Raw genomic sequence first — 16,647 nt, forward strand, 5'->3', positions numbered from 1 at the left:
GGCGGTTTTCGTCTATTTTGCCAAGAAAAAATAGACCCGCCGTAGAGGCGGAAGGGGCCGGCAGCCTCGCCACATCGAATGGATAAGCTCCCAGCGCCCAAGCCCAAGACCATAAAAAAAGCCGGCCTACGAATGAGGCCGGCGTACAGAGAGTGCAGCTCGCTATGACTCAGCGATAACGCTCAAGCCAGTGCGCGTAAGGCGCCGGCAGAACCCACGATGCTTTATCCACACCCAATTCCTTCGCCGCGAAATACGCCCAGTGCGGATCGGCCAGATGGGCGCGGCCCACCGAGACGATGTCCAGTTGGCGCGAACTCACGGCCTCTTCCGCCAGTTGCGGCGTGCCGAAGCCCCACGCGGAGGTGACCGCCAGACCGCTTTCGTCACGCACACGGCGGGAGATTTCACCGAGGAAGGCAGGGCCCCACGGAATGTTGGTTTCAGCGATGGTGAAGCCGACGCTGACGCTCAGCAGATCGAGGCCACCGGCCTTGAAGCGGCGGGCCAGTTCGATGGATTCGCTGAGGGTCTGCTCGTCGCGACCGTCGTATTCGATCACGCCGAAACGCGCGGTCAGCGGCAGGTGCTCAGGCCAGACTTCACGCACGGCGGCGAGGGTTTCCAGCAGGAAACGGCTGCGGTTGTCGAAGCTGCCGCCGTAGGCATCGGTACGTTTGTTGGAGTGCTCGGAGAAGAAGCTTTGCGCCAGATAACCGTGGGCGAAGTGCAGTTCGATCCACTCGAAGCCGGCTTCAAGGGCGCGACGGGCACCATCGACGAACTCTTGCTTGACCCGGGCGATGTCGTCCAGGGTCATTTCCCGCGGCACTTTCGGCAGGTGGTGACCGAAGGCGATGGCCGACGGCGCGATGGTCTGCCAGCCACCGGCGTCGTCTTCGGCGATATGGTCGTCACCTTCCCAAGGGCGGTTGGCACTGGCCTTGCGGCCGGCGTGGGCGATCTGGATGCCCGGCACCGAACCCGCGGCCTTGATGGCCTTCACCACCGGCACGAACGCCTGGGCATGCGCGTCGCTCCAGATACCGGCGCAACCGGGGCTGATGCGGCCTTCAGGCGCCACGGCAGTCGCCTCGACCACCACCAGACCGGCACCGCCACGGGCCATGCTGGCGTAGTGAACGTGGTGCCAATCGTTGACGATGCCGTCTTCGGCCATGTACTGGCACATCGGCGGGATGGCGATGCGATTGCGCAGGGTGAGGTCTTTCAAGGTGTAGGGTTGGAAGAGTTTGGACATGCAGGAGGCTCCGACAGGTTTTGATACGATTGTTCGATAGTATTCGAACTATGGCATTTAGTGAAGCCTCCGTTATCATCAGCACCATGCGCGCCTACAAACACCCCGACCCCAAAGACTTCGTACTCGAACGTATCCTCTACGCTCTGAGTGACCCTGTTCGCATGGAAATCGTTCGCTGCCTGGCCGGTGTCGCCGAAGCCACCTGCGGCGAACTCGACGGCGGGCGACCGAAGTCGAGCATGTCCCATCACTTCCGTGTACTGCGTGACGCCGGTCTGGTGCAGACCCGCTCGGTCGGCACCACGCACATGAACTCCTTGCGCCTCGACGCGCTGGACGGACGCTTTCCGGGGTTGATCGGCGCGATCCTGTCGCACAAATGAGGCGGGCTCAGGCCGGCGCCGACTGACGCTCGCGCAACCGCCAGTAGCCCAACACCGCCACCAGCAGCACCGCGCCGCCGGCCGCCAGCGCCACCGCGAATCCAGCCTGCGCTCCGCCCTCGTCCAGCACCTGCCCGGACAACGCCGCGCCCGCCGCCACGCCGACATTCAACCCGGCCAGCAGCCAGGTCATGCCTTCGGTCAGCCGCTGTTCCGGCACCACCCGCTCCACCAGCGACATCGCCACGATCATCGTCGGCGCGAAGAACGCTCCTGCCACCAGCACCGCCGCCATCAACCCGGCAATACCGCCAACCAGCGACAACGGCACCGTCGTCGCCGCCGTCGCCAGACCGCCCAACAACAACAGGCGATGCAGCGGCTGATTCAAGCGCAGCGCGCCGAATACCAGCCCCGCCACACACGAGCCCAACGCATAGGCCGACAGCACCAGGCTCGCGGCGGCCGGTTGTCCGAGTGCTGCGGCGAAGGCCACGCTGACGATATCGACGGTGCCGACGATCACGCCCATGGCCACCATCAGCAGCGTCAACAAGCGCACCTCGCCCAGGCCAATCACCGAACCGCCGTCGCGCCCCGCCTCCCCCGTCGCCAACACCGGCGGCTCGCTGCTGCGCTGCGCCACCAGCGCCAGCACACCGATCACCAGCAACAACGCTGCCGCCAAAGGCCCGGCCTGGGGGAACCACGTCACGCACAACCCCACTGACAGCGGCGGCCCGGCGATAAAGCTCACTTCATCCAGCACGGTCTCCAGCGAATACGCTGTCTGCAACTGCGGCTGCCCGCGATAGAGCGCCGTCCAGCGCGCCCGCACCATCGCCGACAGGCTCGGCATGAAACCGCTGAGCGTGGCGCCGAGAAACAGGCTCCAGTCGCCCGCCGGTCCGCCGCTGCCGAGCAGCAGCAAGGCCATGCCCAGCACGCTGATCGCGGTCGCCAGCGGCAATACCCGGCGCTGCCCATGGCGGTCCACCAGCCGGGAAATCTGCGGCGACAGCAGCGCGTAGGTCAGCACGAAAGTCGCCGACACCGCACCGGCCAGCGCATAGCTACCGCGCAGTTGCGCCAGCATCGTGATGATGCCGATGCTGGTCATGGGCAGAGCAAGGCGAGCCAGCAGCCCGGCCAGGACAAAGCTCCGGGTACCGGGGTGGTCAAAAAGTGATCGATAAGGGTTGTTCAATTTCGCGCTCCTTGGCATCTCGCGCTTGCCATCGCGGCAGGCTGCGGGAAAAATACATACGGCTCGTATGAATAAAAGCCTATTTACATACGAGCCGTATGTAAACCCCTCACCCAGGAGAAACCGATGGCTCGCCGCACCCGTGCCGAAATGGAACAAACCCGTGCTGCCCTGCTGGCCACGGCCCGCAAGGCGTTCAGCGAAACCGGCTACGCAGCGGCTTCGATGGACGAACTCACCGCACAGGCCGGCCTGACCCGCGGCGCGCTTTACCATCATTTCGGCGACAAGAAGGGTTTGCTGGCGGCGGTGGTCGAGCAGATCGACGGGGAAATGGACGAGCGCCTGAACGCTATTTCCGACACTGCCGAAAACACTTGGGACGGCTTCCGCACGCGTTGTGAGGTGTATCTGCAAATGGCCCTGGAACCGGAAATCCAGCGCATCGTTCTGCGCGATGCCCGCGCCGTGCTGGGCGGTGCGTCGGCGGAGTCACAGCAGCACTGCATCGCGTCGATGCAGGCGCTGATCGAGCAATTGATCGCGGAGAAAACCGTCGTGGCGCTGGACCCACAAGCGCTGGCGCGGCTGATCTACGGCAGCCTGGCGGAAGCGGCGGTGTGGATCGCTGAAACTGAAGCGGGCGATGAGCGCCTGGCTCAGGCGAGCGAGGCGTTAGGGGTGTTGTTGCGGGGTATTTTGAGTCGCTAGTCGACAGATTTGCAGCGCCCTCTAGATCGAGCGCCGCCCGCGCGGCGCATCGCGAGCGAGCTCGCTCCTACAGTGGTTGCAACGTGCCATGGCCTGTGAGATTGGCGGTGCCAGCCTTGGTGCATGGCCGCAGAGTGCGAGGCGGCTGAGGCGCCAACCTCAAAATCGAGCTGTGCTACCAGAGCGATCAACCATGGCCTGACAGGCATAGGCACGTTGCAACCACTGTAGGAGCGAGCTCGCTCGCGATGCGCCGCGCGGGCGGCGCTCGATCTTGAGAGCGCTAAAGATCTATCGGCTAGCGCCTGGAGGCCCCGAACCGCCCCCCCCAACCCTCACTCCGCCACCGACACCCGATACGCCTTCCTATTCGCCGACCGCGCAAAGCACACGAACAACGCCGCCATCACCGCCAGCGCCATCGGCAACCCATGCGGCGCCACGTCCATCGCCGCGCCGCTGAGCAGCGGCCCGATCAGGCTACCCACGCCCCACAGCAAACCAACACTGGCGTTGGCCGTCACCAGATCCTGTCCCTTGAACTGCTGCCCGATCAGCACCAGCGCCAAGGTATAAACCCCGCCCGCCACCGCGCCGAGCAACACCAGCGCCGGCCACAACAGCCACTGCACCTGGATCAACCAGGGCAGCGCCAAACCGATCAGCATCGCCACCACGCCGCACACCAGATGCACCAGGGTCCGCTCGCAACGGTCGGCGAGCCAGCCGATAGGCAACTGGAAGAGCATGTCGCCCGTCAGAATCACCGTCACCATCAACGCCGCCACGCCCACCGCGTAAGCGTGGTTGGTGGCGTAGACCGGTAGCAGCGAGAGGATCACCGCGTCGAAGAAGGAGAAGAACAGCACGCCCATGCACAGCGCAGGGGCGACGCGGAAGAAGCCCGCGAGAGAGAAACTCTTTTCACCGTCCTCACCATGCTCGACATGATCGTTCGGCACCGTCCAGACGATGCACGCCAGCGCCAGCGCATACCCCACCGACACCATGACGATCAGCCATGGCCCCTGCGCACCCAGCAGCGACAGCATGGCCGGACCGAGCATCTGGCAACCGGTGAACGCCGTGGCGTACAGCGCCATGACCTTGCCGCGGTTGTGTTCTTCGCTCAACTCGTTGACCCACGACTCGCCAAGGATGATCGCCACGCCCATGCCGATGCCCAGCCCGACGCGCAACGCGGCCAGCAGGTAGATCGAGGAAAACGCCCACTCGATCAACACCACGCTAAGGGCGCAGATGCTGAAACAGAGCAGGTAGAGGGTGCGCCGGGTCAGGTGGCGACAGCAGGCATCGACGAGAAACGCCGAGAGCATCATGCCCGCAGCCGGCATCGCCGAGAGGATGCCGATGCGCAGGCTGCTGGCGCCGGACTCCAGCAGGCGCAGGGAGACCAGCGGCAAGGTAGCGCCGAGGCTGAAACCGATGATGGAAACGACAAACAACAGACCGCAAAGAAAACGCTTGTTCACAACTCACTCCACAACCACCAACGCATGAGGCAAAGGGCTCACGCGCGGGCACAGGCACGCTCGATGACAAAAACACGGACGGACCGGAAGCGGCCCGCGAGAGGTCAGCGGAGGGTGCGGTGTGGCGAGAAGGTGAAGGCGAACAGCACGCTGCGCCGGCGCTTGAGCACCGTGTCACTCGGCCAGTCACGACGAACGGCCCGGACGACGGGCAGTTGAGCGGTGAAGGGAGAAGTCACGCAGATCATGGTTCGGCTACAGCGATGAAGGACTGGAGAGGGCCGGCACTCTAGGCCATGGGCTTCGGTGCCGTCAATCGGCCACTGGTCGAGCGGTCGACCCGGTCACGAAAGCCGCGACGGCATGGCATCTTCGTCAGGCGCCATGCCCACCACCAGGCGATTACGGCCCTCCTGCTTGGCGCGGTACAGCGCCAGATCCGCCACCCGCAGCAGTGCCGTGAGCGCCACGCTCTGGCCCGGGCGGCCAGGGTCGTGGCTGGCACTGCCGATGCTCAGGGTAACCCGGCCCAGCGGGCTGTCGACGTGGCTGAGATTGGCGTCATAGATTTCCTGGCACAGCTCGCGAGCGACAGTGCGCGCGCCATGGGCGTCGGTGTCGGGAAGGATCACCGCGAACTCTTCGCCGCCATAACGGCAGACCTGATCCCCCGGGCGCAGCAAGGACTGGCCGAGCAGCATGGCGATTTTGCGCAGGCATTCATCGCCCGCCTGATGGCCGTAGTGATCGTTGAACACCTTGAAGTGGTCGACGTCCACCATCAGCAGCGACAGCGGCCGGCTTTCGCGGCGAGAGCGGGCCTTTTCCTGCAGCAGCGCCTCGTCGAAGCGACGGCGGTTGGGCAAGCCGGTGAGGAAGTCTTCGCTGGCCAGCGCCTGCAGGCGCGCGTTGGCCTCGGCCAGTTGCGCATTGGTTTCGGCCAGGGCCTGGCGCATCAGGCATTGTTCGGTGATGTCACTGAGGGCCAGGGTCAGGCCGAGGACTTCGTTGTCGAGGTCGCGCACCGCACCGACTTTCATCAGGTAGGTGCGGCCCTGCCAGTTCACTTCACGGTCGGCCAGCACCTGGTCGCGCTCCAGATCAGCCAGGCACTGCGCCAGGTCCAGTTGCTCGACGGGCAAAAGCGCGGGCAGCGGCTGACCGACCAGTTGCGCGGCATCGCCGCCGAGCAGTTGGCCCAGAGCCCGGTTGACGTTGACCAGCACGCCCTGCCGGTCCACCAGCCCCAACGCCACGGACGCTGCGGCGTACAGCGCTTCGAGCTGCACTTCGCGGCGGTCCAGCGGGCCGATGCCGGGCGTGACGTCACGGTCGATGCCGCGGTAGCCGGTGAAGTTGCCCTGCGCGTCGAACAGCGGCACGCCGCTGGTTTCCAGCACCACCAGGCGGCCATCGGAACGGATATTGCGGTTGATCAACCCGGCGAAAGGACGCTGCTCGGCAACGATCCCGCCGAAGATCGCCCCGACCCGCGCGGCTTCGTCCGGTGGCATGAAATCGAACGGTGTCTTGCCCAGCACCTCGCTCGGCGCGAAGCCGAGCATCTGCCGGCTGTGCTCGGAGCAGAAGGTGTAGCGCCCCTGGCTGTCCACTTCCCAGAGCCAGTCGGAGTTGTGCGCGATGATTTCCCGCAGGCGCAGGACTTCCTGTGCTTCGGGGAGTGGCTCAGGATCGGGGGCGTTGGGCATAGGGGCTACTTCGGAGAACAACCGGGCGATTGCAAAGCGCCACGTTACTGGATCGGAGCCTCACCCGGCAAATCCGACGTAACGTGGCGCTTCAGGCCTGTCAGCGCTTCTTCGTGGACGGCAGCAGGATCGCCAGAATCCCCAGCAGCGGCAGGAACGAGCACAGGTAGTAGACGTACTCGATGCCGTGGATGTCCGCGAGGTAACCCAATAGCGCCGCGCCGATGCCGCCGAAGCCGAACATAAGGCCGAAGAACACCCCGGCGATCATGCCGACATTACCCGGCACCAGCTCTTGCGCGTACACCACGATCGCCGAGAACGCCGAGGCGAGGATGAAGCCGATGATCACGCTGAGCACGCTGGTCCAGAACAGGTCCGCGTACGGCAGCGCCAGGGTGAACGGCGCCACGCCGAGGATGGAGAACCAGATCACCGCCTTGCGGCCGATGCGGTCGCCGATCGGCCCGCCAAAGAAGGTGCCGGCCGCCACTGCCCCGAGGAACAGGAACAGGTGCAATTGCGAACTGCCCACCGAGAGGTCGAACTTCTCGATCAGGTAGAAGGTGTAGTAGCTGGTCAGGCTGGACATGTAGAAGTACTTGGAGAACACCAGCAGCCCCAGTACCACCAGCGCGCCGATCACCCGCCCGCGGGACAGGCCGTGGGTCGCGGCCTGGCCGGCCTTGGCCTTGAACAGGTTGAGGTGCTCGCGGTACCAGCGGCTCAGGCCGTAGGTCACGATCACTGCCGCCACGGCGAACAGGCCGAACCAGGCGACATTGCCCTGGCCGAACGGAATGATGATCGCCGCCGCCAGCAGCGGGCCGAACGCCGAACCGGCGTTGCCGCCGACCTGGAAGGTCGACTGGGCCAGGCCATAGCGCCCGCCCGAGGCAAGCCGGGCGATGCGCGAGGTTTCTGGATGGAAGGTCGATGAGCCGATGCCCACCAGCCCGGCGGCCAGCAGAATCATCGGGAAGCTGCCGACATAGGCCAGCATCACGATGCCCACCAGGGTGCACAAGGTGCCGAGCGGCAGCAGGTTGGGCATGGGCTTGCGGTCGGTGTAGAAACCCACCGCCGGTTGCAGCAGCGAGGCAGTGATCTGGAAGGTCAGGGTGATCAGGCCGACCTGGGCGAAGCTCAGGTCATAGTTGGCCTTGAGCAGCGGATAGATCGACGGCAGCACCGCCTGGATCAGGTCGTTGATCAGGTGCGCCAGGGCGCAGGCGGCGATGATGCGCATCACCAGCGGGCTGCTCTGGCTGGCAGCGGACGCGGTTGGCGCGGCGGTACTTGAGGACATGGGACAACATCCATCGGAGGGCAGGAAAGGATCCGATTATGGCGAAATCGTTAGCAAGCGCACTATTCTTTTTACCGAGCACCTGCTTGTGAACAATTCTCAATAACGTTAGCATCGCCGCTCACTTCACCTGCGCGGCGCCCAGCATGTCCGAGGATCAGGAAGACCGAAGCCTGGCGGGCCTCTACCAGCGCCACCGCAGCGAGCTGATGGCCTTTCTCACCCGCCGCACGCGCTGCCGCGAGACCGCCAGCGACCTGCTGCAGGATGCCTTTATCCGTCTGATGCACAGCGAGCGCGGCGACGTCGGCAACCTGCGCGCCTTCCTGTACCGCATCGCCAGCAACCTGAGCATCGACCACGCCCGCCGCAATCAGGTCCGCGGGGTCAATGACGAACAGGCGCTGGAACAATTGCTCACCGAAACCAGCCCGGAGCGCAGCGCCGTGGCGGGCAACACCCTGGCGCATCTGGAGCGGCTGATCGACGGCCTGCCCTCACCGACTCGCGAGGTTTTTCTGCTGGCCCGGGTCGAGCAAATGAGCTACAAGGACATCGCCGCGAAGCTGGGCCTGGAGCCCCGCGCCGTCGAGCGTCACTTGAACAAAGCCTTGAGCCACTGCGCAGCCGCCGCCTTGCATGCGCGCAACCAGACCGAATCGTCATGACCGTCTCGCCCTCTTCCGCCGACCTCGCCGCCGATCCCGCGCAACAAGCGCTGGACTGGTTCACCCGGCTGCGCGCCGAGGACCTGAGCTCGGCCGAGCGACAAGCGTTCGAGCAGTGGCGCGAGACGCCGGAAAACGCGCGGGCGTTCGCCGAGGTCGAATCGCTGTGGCAGGTGCTTGAGCTGCCGGCCCGGCGAGTGCGTAAAGCCGAGCGCGTGCGCGGCAAGCGCTGGCCTCAGTTGGCGACCGCCGCCTGCCTGCTGCTGGCGGCGGGTGTTGCCTGGCTGCAATGGCCGGCCCTGCAACGCCTGAACAGCGACTACGCCACCCGCGCCGGGGAACGCGGCAGCTTCACCCTGGCCGATGGCTCGCAACTGCGCCTGGACAGCAACAGCGCCGTGGATGTCGAACTGAACGGCGCGATTCGAACGCTGCACCTGCGTCAGGGGCGGCTGTTCCTGGAGGTGAAACACGATGGCCGGCCGTTCGTGGTCAACGTCGATGACGCCCAGGTGCGGGTGCTCGGCACCCGTTTCTCGGTCGCGCGCAGCGACGGGGTCGATGAAGTGGTGCTGGAAAGCGGCAAGGTGCAAGTGCTCGCCGGCACCCAGACCCAGGTCCTCATTCCTGGCCAGCGCCTGACGGTGCACGGCGAGCAGATCGATCCGCCGCAAGCGGTGGATGCCGAACGCCTGCTGGCCTGGCGCGACGGTCAGTTGCGCGTTCGTGATGTACCGCTGCGCGACGTCCTTCAGCGGCTGGCCGATTATCAGGGGCAATCCTTGCTGTTGCTCGACGCCACTGCCGGCCAGCGTCTGGTCAGCGGCAGCTTCAACCTCGACCAGGCCGACAACGCCCTCGACGCTCTGCTCAGCAGTCAGAAATTACGCGCTGACGCCCTCGCCGGACGCTGGCTGATCGTGCGCTGAGAATTTTTTTCGCGGGCGTCCGGTAATTCCAGAACCTGCTGCGTCACACCTCCACATAAGAAGCATTACCATTTGTATTCTTGGGGGAAGACCTATGCAGTACCCATTCGATTTCACCTTCAAACGCTTGCCATTGGCCCGCGCCATCCTGGCCGCGACCCTGGTCACCGCGTTGCCGGCCGGCACCCTGCTGGCCGCCGAGACCAGCACCCGCGAAGCCCAGGCCCAGCGTTTCGACTTCACCATCGGCGCCCAGCCGCTGGCGGATGCGCTCGACCAGTTCAGCGCGCAGAGCGGCTATCAGGTGATCTACCAGAGCAGCCAGGTCGGCGGCCTGCGTTCGCCCGGCGTGCAAGGCCGGCTCAGCGCCGACGAGGCCATCCAGCGCCTCACCGAAGGCACCGGCGCGCGGCTGACCCAACCCAACGCCAACAGCTTCCTCCTCGACCTGCCGATAAACCTCGGCGGCGGCAGCCTGCAACTGGATGCCCTGAGCATTTCCGGCAAGGCGCCGGGTTCGACCACCGAAGGCACCGGGCTGTACACCACTTATTCCTCCAGCAGCTCGACGCGGCTCAACCTCAGCCCGAAGGAAACCCCGCAGTCGCTGACCGTGATGACCCGCCAGCGCCTGGATGACCAGCGCCTGACCAACCTGTCCGACGCACTGGAAGCCACCCCCGGGATCATCGTCACCCGTGACGGGCTCGGCGCGGAAAGCGACGCCTACTGGTCCCGTGGCTTTGCGGTGCAGAACTACGAAATCGACGGCGTGCCCACCGTCGCACGCATGGACAACTACACCCAGAGCATGGCCATGTACGACCGCGTCGAAGTGGTCCGTGGCGCCAGCGGCCTGATCAGCGGCATGGGCAACCCGTCGGCGACCATCAACCTGATCCGCAAGCGTCCGACCTATGAAAGCCAGGCCAGCATCACCGGCTCGGTCGGTAACTGGGATCGCTACGGCGGCGGCTTCGATGTTTCCGGCCCGCTGAATGAAAGCGGCAACGTGCGCGGGCGGCTGGTGGCGGACATCAAGAGCGAGCACGCCTGGGTCGATCGCTACAAGCTCGATGCCCAGACGCTCTACGGCATCACCGAATTCGACCTGAGCGAAGACACCCTGCTGACCGCGGGCTTCAGCTACCAGCGCACCGACGTCGACTCGCCCCTGCGCACCGGCCTGCCCACCCGCTTCGCCACGGGCGAGCGAACCAACCTGAGCCGGTCGATCAACAGCGCGCCGACCTGGTCCTACAACGACCACGTGCAGACCAGCTTCTTCGCCTCGATCGAACATCAACTGGGCAACGGCTGGAGCGGCAAGGTCGAATTCAGCCATTCGGAAAACCAGTTCGACGAGCTGTTCGGCTTCCTGATGGGCAACCTCAACACCGATGGCAGCGGCCTGTCGCAATTGCCGGTGCGTTTTTCCGGCACCCCGCGCCAGAACAACCTCGACGCCTACCTGACCGGCCCGTTCAGCCTGCTGGGGCGCGAGCATGAGCTGATCACCGGCGTGACCCTGTCGCAGTACCGCGAGCACGTGCCGAGCTGGGGCGGCTGGCGCTATGACTACAACGCCACGCCGGATGCGGCGGTGGGCAATATCTTTGATTGGGATGGCAGGCAGCTCAAACCGGAGTTCACCGAATCCGGCAAGTCGCGCATGGAAGAAAACCAGTACGCCGCCTACGCCACCACGCGCCTGAACCTGACCGACGACCTGAAACTGATCCTCGGCAGCCGGGTGATCGACTGGAAACGCGACACCGAGGACACCCCCTACGACGCGCCCAAGACCGAGGTCAATCGCAAGGAAACCGGCGTGTTCATCCCGTACACCGGGGTGGTCTACGACCTGGACGACACCTGGTCGGTCTACGCCAGCTACACCAAGATCTTCAGCCCGCAGGGTTCGTGGGTACGCGACGAAGACAACAAACCGTTCGACCCGATGGAAGGCGTGGGCTACGAGATCGGCATCAAGGGCAGCCACCTGGACGGCAAGCTGAACTCCAGCCTGGCCGTGTTCAAGCTGGAGCAAGACAACCTCGCCATCTGGCAGCATGACAACGTGTACTCGGCCGAGCAGGACACCACCTCCAGAGGTGTGGAACTCGAGCTCAGCGGCGAATTGGCAGAAGGCTGGCAAGCGGCGGCAGGTTACGTCTACACCACCACCACGGACAAGGATGACCAGCGCATCTACACCATCCTGCCGCGACACAGCCTGAAGACCTACACCAGCTACCGCCTGCCGGGCGCGCTGGACAAACTGACGGTGGGGGGCGGCGTGAACTGGCAGAGCAAGGTGGGCAACGACCTGCACACCTTCACCCAAGGCAGCTACGCCGTGACCAACCTGATGGCGCGCTACCAGATCAGCCAGAACCTGAGTGCGACGGTGAACCTGGACAACGTGTTCGACCGAAAATACTTCAGCATGACCAGCAGCTACGGCAACTACGGCACGCCGCGCAGCCTCATGACCGGCTTCAAATACGACTTCTGACGCCGCATTCGGCTAAGCGGTTGATAGCGCGCAAAATTTTTTGAAATAGAGTGTTGACAGATATTCGTTTCAGGCGAATAATGCGCGCCACTTGGCTACATAGCTCAGTTGGTTAGAGCATAGCATTCATAATGCTGGGGTCCGGGGTTCAAGTCCCTGTGTAGCCACCATACCCCGCCCTGAAGTTGCGAAAGCAATTTTGAGGCAAACAGAAAAGCCCGCCTTGCGCGGGCTTTTTTGTGCCTGACTGTCAGCCCCTCCTTGCCCGAGCCATTGCGGTGAAAGCGCTGCGCTCCCCAGAAACGGATGCCCGATTGTCATAAATCGTTACATGGATAATAATGAGAGATATTATCATTTGTAGCGATCGTTCTTATGGACGCCGGGATCAACACGTCAGCACCACTGGATATCGAGCATCTTTACGGCGAGCACCACGGCTGGCTAAAGGGCTGGTTACGCACCCGCACCGGCAATAGCGCCGACGCAGCGGACCTGGCCCAAGATACCTTCATGCGTATGCTGACCCTGCGCCAACTACCCGTTCTGCGCGAACCACGCCATTATCTGGTGACCATCGCTCGCGGCCTGCTGATTGACAAGGCACGGCGCAAAGCCCTTGAGCTGGCGTATCTGGAAGTGCTGGCCGCGCGGCCGGAATCACTTCAGGTTTCCCCGGAAACCTACCACATGATTATCGAATCGTTGTTGGCCATCGACCGTCTGCTCGACGGCCTGGGCATGCGAACCCGGCAGATCTTCCTCATGGTCCAACTCGAAGGCCTTAGCTATGTGCAGGTCGGCAAGCAGTTGGGCCTGTCAGTGACCACGGTAAAGAACCACCTGGGCAAGGCGCTGATGCAATGCATTCTGCTGATGGACGATTGAGCGCGCCCTCTGCACGTCCACCCGCCAAGGCACACTTGCAAGCGGCGGTGCAGTGGTACCTGACGCTCAACGATAGCGACGTCAGCCCCGCCCAGCACCTCGCGTGGCAAGAATGGCTCGCCGCCGACCCCGAGCATGCCAGCGCCTGGGCCAAGGTCGAAAAACTCCAGCAACAACTACGCGGCGTTCCCCGGGATGTCGCCTTGCCCGTGCTGTCCCAGATGGGCGTACAGAGACGCCAGGGTCTCAAGCTGCTGGTGTTGCTGGCTGCTGGCGCGGCAACCTTCGCAGGCTATCGCAGCTCCCCCTACAGCGCAGACTTCGCTACCCGCACCGGGCAGCGACGGCAAGTGACGCTGCCTGATGGCAGCAGCCTGGAATTGAACACCGACACCCAAGTCGATATCGCCTACACCGAACGAGAGCGGCTGATTCTTCTGCGCCAGGGCGAAATCCTGCTGACCACCGCATCCGACCCGTCACCCTCGCGCCCTTTGTCAGTCCAGACGCCCCACGGCAAGGTGCTCGCCCTGGGTACCCGCTTCGATGTGCGTCTGTTGCCAGGCTTCAGCACCGTCGAAGTTGAAAAACACGCGGTAGAAGTCAGCACCCGCGACGCACCACACCTCGTGCAGCGGGTAGAAGAAGGCTGGGCACTGACCTTCGGCGCATCCCAGATCGGCAACTTGCGCCCCTCCACCACGGGCAGCAGCGCCTGGACACAAGGCTTGCTGGTGGCCCTCAATTGGCGCCTTGAGGACTTCATCCGCGAACTGGCGCGTTACCGCCCCGGCTATCTGGGGTGCGCTGCTGAAGTCGCCGATTTAAGAATTTCCGGTGCGTTCCGCCTGGACGATATCGAGGGTGTCCTGGCCAACTTGCCGGTTTCGCTGCCCGTGAAGGTGCGCCATGTTTCGAGGTACTGGGCGCGGGTCGAGCCGTAGGCGCAAAACCGGCGTGCAGACAAGCGAATGATTCATCTTGCCGATTCCATTTTTCGTTCGGCTCATCAGTAGAGCGGTCCATCAGCCGCCTTTACTGCAACGGCATAGGAAGTCATGCATGAGCCACCCACGTCCCCTGAATAAAACCGCTTTGCGGCTGGGCCTTCATTCCAGGTTGTTGAGCATCAGCCTCGGCGGGGCCCTGTGCGCCACCACCCTTGCCCTCCCCGCCTGGGCGCAACAGGCCAGTGAGCAAATCGAGTACAACATTGCTGCAGGGCCACTGGATGCAGCGCTCACCCAGTTCGCGGCGGCCAGCGGCGTGACCTTGTCGTTTGGCTCAACGCAAACTGAAGGGTTGGTGACGGCGGGCATCAAAGGTCGATATTCCTTCGATGAAGGCATCGCACGGCTGCTGGCCAACAGCGGGATGCAGGCACGCCAGGAGGGGACGGGACGCTACAGCCTGGTCAAAACGCAAAGCGGTTCGACGCTGGAACTCGGCGCCACCAACATCAACGGCGTAGTCCTGGGCGCCACGACGGAAAATACCGGCTCTTACACGACCGGTCCGATGCACTCCGCCACCAAGCTGGGCCTGACGATGCGCGAGACGCCACAATCGGTGTCGGTCGTCACCCGCCAGCGCATGGATGACCGGGGCATGCAGGACTTGCACGATGTGATCAGAGACGTCCCCGGAATCACCGTGGAAAAAGACGGCCCCGAGCGCCCGACCTACTACGCCCGTGGCTTTCAGGTCGACAACATCATGTACGACGGCCTGCCGACCACGGTGTCCAGTTACACGGCCCGCGACACCATTGCCGCCGCCGACACTGCCATGCTCGATCGGGTCGAAGTGGTGCGGGGTGCCACTGGCTTGATGACCGGTTCCGGTAGCCCTTCAGCTGCCATCAACCTGGTGCGCAAGCGGCCAACCCGCGACGCCCAGGTCAGCGTTACCGGCTCTGCCGGAACCTGGGATGACTACCGTGGCGAACTGGATGCCTCCGGCGCCCTCAACGACAGCGGCAGCCTGCGCGGCCGTGCGGTGACAAGCTATCAGGTCAAAGACAGCTTCCAGGATGTGGTGAACAAAGAACATGCCCTGTTCTACGCCATTGGCGAGGCTGACCTGAGCGATAGCACCACCCTGACCTTGGGCGCCTCGAACCAGAACCTGAACAACAACACTTCATGGGGCGGCGTTCCCACGGCCAGCGATGGCGGTGATCTGAACCTGTCGCGCTCCACCTACCTGGGCAACGATTGGGGCCGCTGGGACCAGGACAACAACAGCCTCTTCAGCGAGCTGGAACACCGCTTCGACAACGGCTGGAAACTGCGCATAGCCGCCACCAAGATGTGGTCGAAGGTTGATCTGCTGGCGTCCTATGTCACTGCGGGCGCGGTCGACGGCAGCTTCGACCAGATGACGGGCAAGTTCAAATACACCAACGACCAGACCAGCTACGACATGTTTGCCAGCGGGCCTTTCCAGTTGTTCGACCGGGAACATGAACTGGTAGTCGGCGCAAGCCGCCGCAAAGAGAACTTCAACGGCAATGGCACCACGGTACGGTCGGCGTCGAATATCGACATCTACAACTGGAACCCCCACGTCACGCCCATCCCCATGTTCAACATGGGCGCCTGGCAACAGCAGAGCGAAACCGAACAGACCGGTACTTACATCACTGGCCGTTTCAGCCTGGCCGACCCGCTGCACCTGATCCTTGGCGGACGCCTGGACTGGTACGACTACGAGATCAAGAACGCCAGCAACATCGCCGGCGTCAACCCGACATCCAGCCAGTACGACGTCACACGCAACCTGACCAAGTACGCCGGCCTGATCTACGACCTCAACGACACCTACTCGGTGTATGTCAGCTACACCGACATCTTCACCCCCCAGGGTGTAGTGGATGCCGATAACAAGGCGATCAAGCCGATCGTTGGCAAGAACTACGAAGCCGGCATCAAGGCCGAGTACCTCAATGGGGCTTTGAACGCCAGTGCCGCGATCTTCCGTATCGACCAGGAAAACCGCGCCTCTGTAATCAATACCCCGGGGGTCTGCCAGTCACCGGCCGGCGTTTCCTGCTACCAGGCATCAGGCGAGGTGCGCAGCGAAGGTATAGAACTGGAAGTCACCGGAGCGCTGACCGAGCGCTGGCAAATGGCAGCCGGCTACACCTACAACTCGGCCAAATACCGCAAGGATGCCAACGCGGATAACGAAGGCCGGCTGTTCGCCAGCGACTTGCCCCGCCATCTGTTCAAGGCCAGCACCACGTACCAGCTGCCGGGTGAGTTCGAGCGCTGGCGGATCGGTGGCGGCATCACGGCCCAGAACACCATCTACAACCAGGGCAGTGGCTACCGCATCGAGCAGAAGGCGTACCGCATTGTCGATCTGATGGCGGGGTACAAAGTCTCGGAGAACGTCGACCTGCGCCTGAACGTCAACAACGTGTTCGACAAGAAGTATTACCAGAGCATCAACAGCAATACGTGGAACGGTTTCAACGTCTATGGCGACCCACGCAACGCGATGATGACGGTGCGCTGGTCACTTTGAGGCCAGCGTCCAGTGGCTAATCGAATCGTTCAAGGTG

General features: G+C 63.6%; 14 protein-coding genes and 1 tRNA gene. 9 read left to right on the forward strand and 6 right to left on the reverse strand.

Going from position 1 to position 16,647, the window contains the following annotated elements; genetic code table 11:
* Positions 1–169: 169 nt before the first annotated feature.
* On the reverse strand, positions 170–1,261 hold the full coding sequence (locus DM374_RS17085) for an NADH:flavin oxidoreductase/NADH oxidase (protein ID WP_110970932.1): 1,092 nt from the start codon (positions 1,259–1,261) through the stop codon (positions 170–172).
* Positions 1,262–1,311: 50 nt separating this feature from the next.
* Here DM374_RS17085 and DM374_RS17090 point away from each other — a divergent pair, with 50 nt between their 5' ends.
* A complete protein-coding gene (locus DM374_RS17090) occupies positions 1,312–1,647 on the forward strand; it encodes an ArsR/SmtB family transcription factor (RefSeq protein ID WP_110970933.1) in 336 nt (111 codons plus the stop codon).
* A 7-nt stretch (positions 1,648–1,654) separates the two neighbouring features.
* On the opposite strand, the gene DM374_RS17095 is transcribed toward DM374_RS17090, so the two are convergent.
* A complete protein-coding gene (locus DM374_RS17095; protein ID WP_110970934.1) occupies positions 1,655–2,854 on the reverse strand; it encodes an MFS transporter in 1,200 nt (399 codons plus the stop codon).
* A 126-nt stretch (positions 2,855–2,980) separates the two neighbouring features.
* Here DM374_RS17095 and DM374_RS17100 point away from each other — a divergent pair, with 126 nt between their 5' ends.
* A complete protein-coding gene (locus DM374_RS17100; RefSeq protein ID WP_110970935.1) occupies positions 2,981–3,565 on the forward strand; it encodes a TetR/AcrR family transcriptional regulator in 585 nt (194 codons plus the stop codon).
* A gap of 335 nt (positions 3,566–3,900) precedes the next feature.
* Here DM374_RS17100 and DM374_RS17105 read toward each other — a convergent pair whose 3' ends face one another.
* The 4 genes from DM374_RS17105 to DM374_RS17115 all read right to left on the reverse strand — a co-directional run bounded on the left by DM374_RS17105 (position 3,901) and on the right by DM374_RS17115 (position 8,076).
* Positions 3,901–5,058: an MFS transporter gene (locus DM374_RS17105; protein WP_110970936.1), complete on the reverse strand. Its 1,158-nt coding sequence runs from the start codon at positions 5,056–5,058 to the stop codon at positions 3,901–3,903.
* 104 nt (positions 5,059–5,162) lie between these two features.
* On the reverse strand, positions 5,163–5,297 hold the full coding sequence (locus DM374_RS34100) for a hypothetical protein (protein ID WP_263854289.1): 135 nt from the start codon (positions 5,295–5,297) through the stop codon (positions 5,163–5,165).
* Between the two features lie 105 nt (positions 5,298–5,402).
* Positions 5,403–6,767 carry a sensor domain-containing diguanylate cyclase gene (locus DM374_RS17110; protein ID WP_110970937.1) on the reverse strand — a complete coding sequence of 455 codons (1,365 nt, stop codon included), beginning with the start codon at positions 6,765–6,767 and terminating at the stop codon, positions 5,403–5,405.
* Positions 6,768–6,867: 100 nt separating this feature from the next.
* On the reverse strand, positions 6,868–8,076 hold the full coding sequence (locus tag DM374_RS17115; protein WP_110970938.1) for an MFS transporter: 1,209 nt from the start codon (positions 8,074–8,076) through the stop codon (positions 6,868–6,870).
* A gap of 146 nt (positions 8,077–8,222) precedes the next feature.
* Between DM374_RS17115 and DM374_RS17120 the strand changes: the two genes are divergently transcribed.
* The 7 genes from DM374_RS17120 (at position 8,223) to DM374_RS17150 (ending at position 16,610) form a co-directional block, all read left to right on the forward strand.
* Positions 8,223–8,744, forward strand: coding sequence for an RNA polymerase sigma factor (locus DM374_RS17120; RefSeq protein WP_110970939.1), 522 nt, complete (start codon positions 8,223–8,225; stop codon positions 8,742–8,744).
* A complete protein-coding gene (locus tag DM374_RS17125) occupies positions 8,741–9,673 on the forward strand; it encodes a FecR family protein (RefSeq protein ID WP_110970940.1) in 933 nt (310 codons plus the stop codon). Before DM374_RS17120 ends, DM374_RS17125 begins: the two co-directional genes overlap by 4 nt.
* Before the next feature lie 94 nt (positions 9,674–9,767).
* The gene (locus DM374_RS17130) at positions 9,768–12,191 is read left to right on the forward strand and encodes a TonB-dependent siderophore receptor (RefSeq protein WP_110970941.1); all 2,424 of its coding nucleotides are present in this window, start codon (positions 9,768–9,770) and stop codon (positions 12,189–12,191) included.
* A 93-nt stretch (positions 12,192–12,284) separates the two neighbouring features.
* Positions 12,285–12,361, forward strand: a tRNA-Met gene (locus DM374_RS17135).
* A 205-nt stretch (positions 12,362–12,566) separates the two neighbouring features.
* Positions 12,567–13,079, forward strand: coding sequence for a sigma-70 family RNA polymerase sigma factor (locus tag DM374_RS17140; protein ID WP_110970942.1), 513 nt, complete (start codon positions 12,567–12,569; stop codon positions 13,077–13,079).
* Positions 13,055–14,023 carry a FecR domain-containing protein gene (locus DM374_RS17145; RefSeq protein WP_110970943.1) on the forward strand — a complete coding sequence of 323 codons (969 nt, stop codon included), beginning with the start codon at positions 13,055–13,057 and terminating at the stop codon, positions 14,021–14,023. The genes DM374_RS17140 and DM374_RS17145 overlap by 25 nt, the downstream gene beginning before the upstream one ends.
* 118 nt (positions 14,024–14,141) lie before the next feature.
* Positions 14,142–16,610 carry a TonB-dependent siderophore receptor gene (locus DM374_RS17150; RefSeq protein WP_110970944.1) on the forward strand — a complete coding sequence of 823 codons (2,469 nt, stop codon included), beginning with the start codon at positions 14,142–14,144 and terminating at the stop codon, positions 16,608–16,610.
* Positions 16,611–16,647: the final 37 nt, after the last annotated feature.

This window comes from Pseudomonas huaxiensis, assembly GCF_003231275.1.
Classification (GTDB): domain Bacteria; phylum Pseudomonadota; class Gammaproteobacteria; order Pseudomonadales; family Pseudomonadaceae; genus Aquipseudomonas; species Aquipseudomonas huaxiensis.

Excerpts from the sequence above, each read along its gene's own strand:
- DM374_RS17100 (WP_110970935.1), top strand. The coding sequence starts at position 2,981 with ATGGCTCGCCGCACCCGTGCCGAAATGGAACAAACCCGTGCTGCCCTG.
- DM374_RS17090 (WP_110970933.1), top strand. The coding sequence starts at position 1,312 with ATGGCATTTAGTGAAGCCTCCGTTATCATCAGCACCATGCGCGCCTAC.
- DM374_RS17130 (WP_110970941.1), top strand. The coding sequence starts at position 9,768 with ATGCAGTACCCATTCGATTTCACCTTCAAACGCTTGCCATTGGCCCGC.
- DM374_RS17115 (WP_110970938.1), bottom strand. The coding sequence starts at position 8,076 with ATGTCCTCAAGTACCGCCGCGCCAACCGCGTCCGCTGCCAGCCAGAGC.
- DM374_RS17150 (WP_110970944.1), top strand. The coding sequence starts at position 14,142 with ATGAGCCACCCACGTCCCCTGAATAAAACCGCTTTGCGGCTGGGCCTT.
- DM374_RS17125 (WP_110970940.1), top strand. The coding sequence starts at position 8,741 with ATGACCGTCTCGCCCTCTTCCGCCGACCTCGCCGCCGATCCCGCGCAA.
- DM374_RS17120 (WP_110970939.1), top strand. The coding sequence starts at position 8,223 with ATGTCCGAGGATCAGGAAGACCGAAGCCTGGCGGGCCTCTACCAGCGC.
- DM374_RS17140 (WP_110970942.1), top strand. The coding sequence starts at position 12,567 with ATGGACGCCGGGATCAACACGTCAGCACCACTGGATATCGAGCATCTT.
- DM374_RS17085 (WP_110970932.1), bottom strand. The coding sequence starts at position 1,261 with ATGTCCAAACTCTTCCAACCCTACACCTTGAAAGACCTCACCCTGCGC.
- DM374_RS17145 (WP_110970943.1), top strand. The coding sequence starts at position 13,055 with ATGCATTCTGCTGATGGACGATTGAGCGCGCCCTCTGCACGTCCACCC.
- DM374_RS17110 (WP_110970937.1), bottom strand. The coding sequence starts at position 6,767 with ATGCCCAACGCCCCCGATCCTGAGCCACTCCCCGAAGCACAGGAAGTC.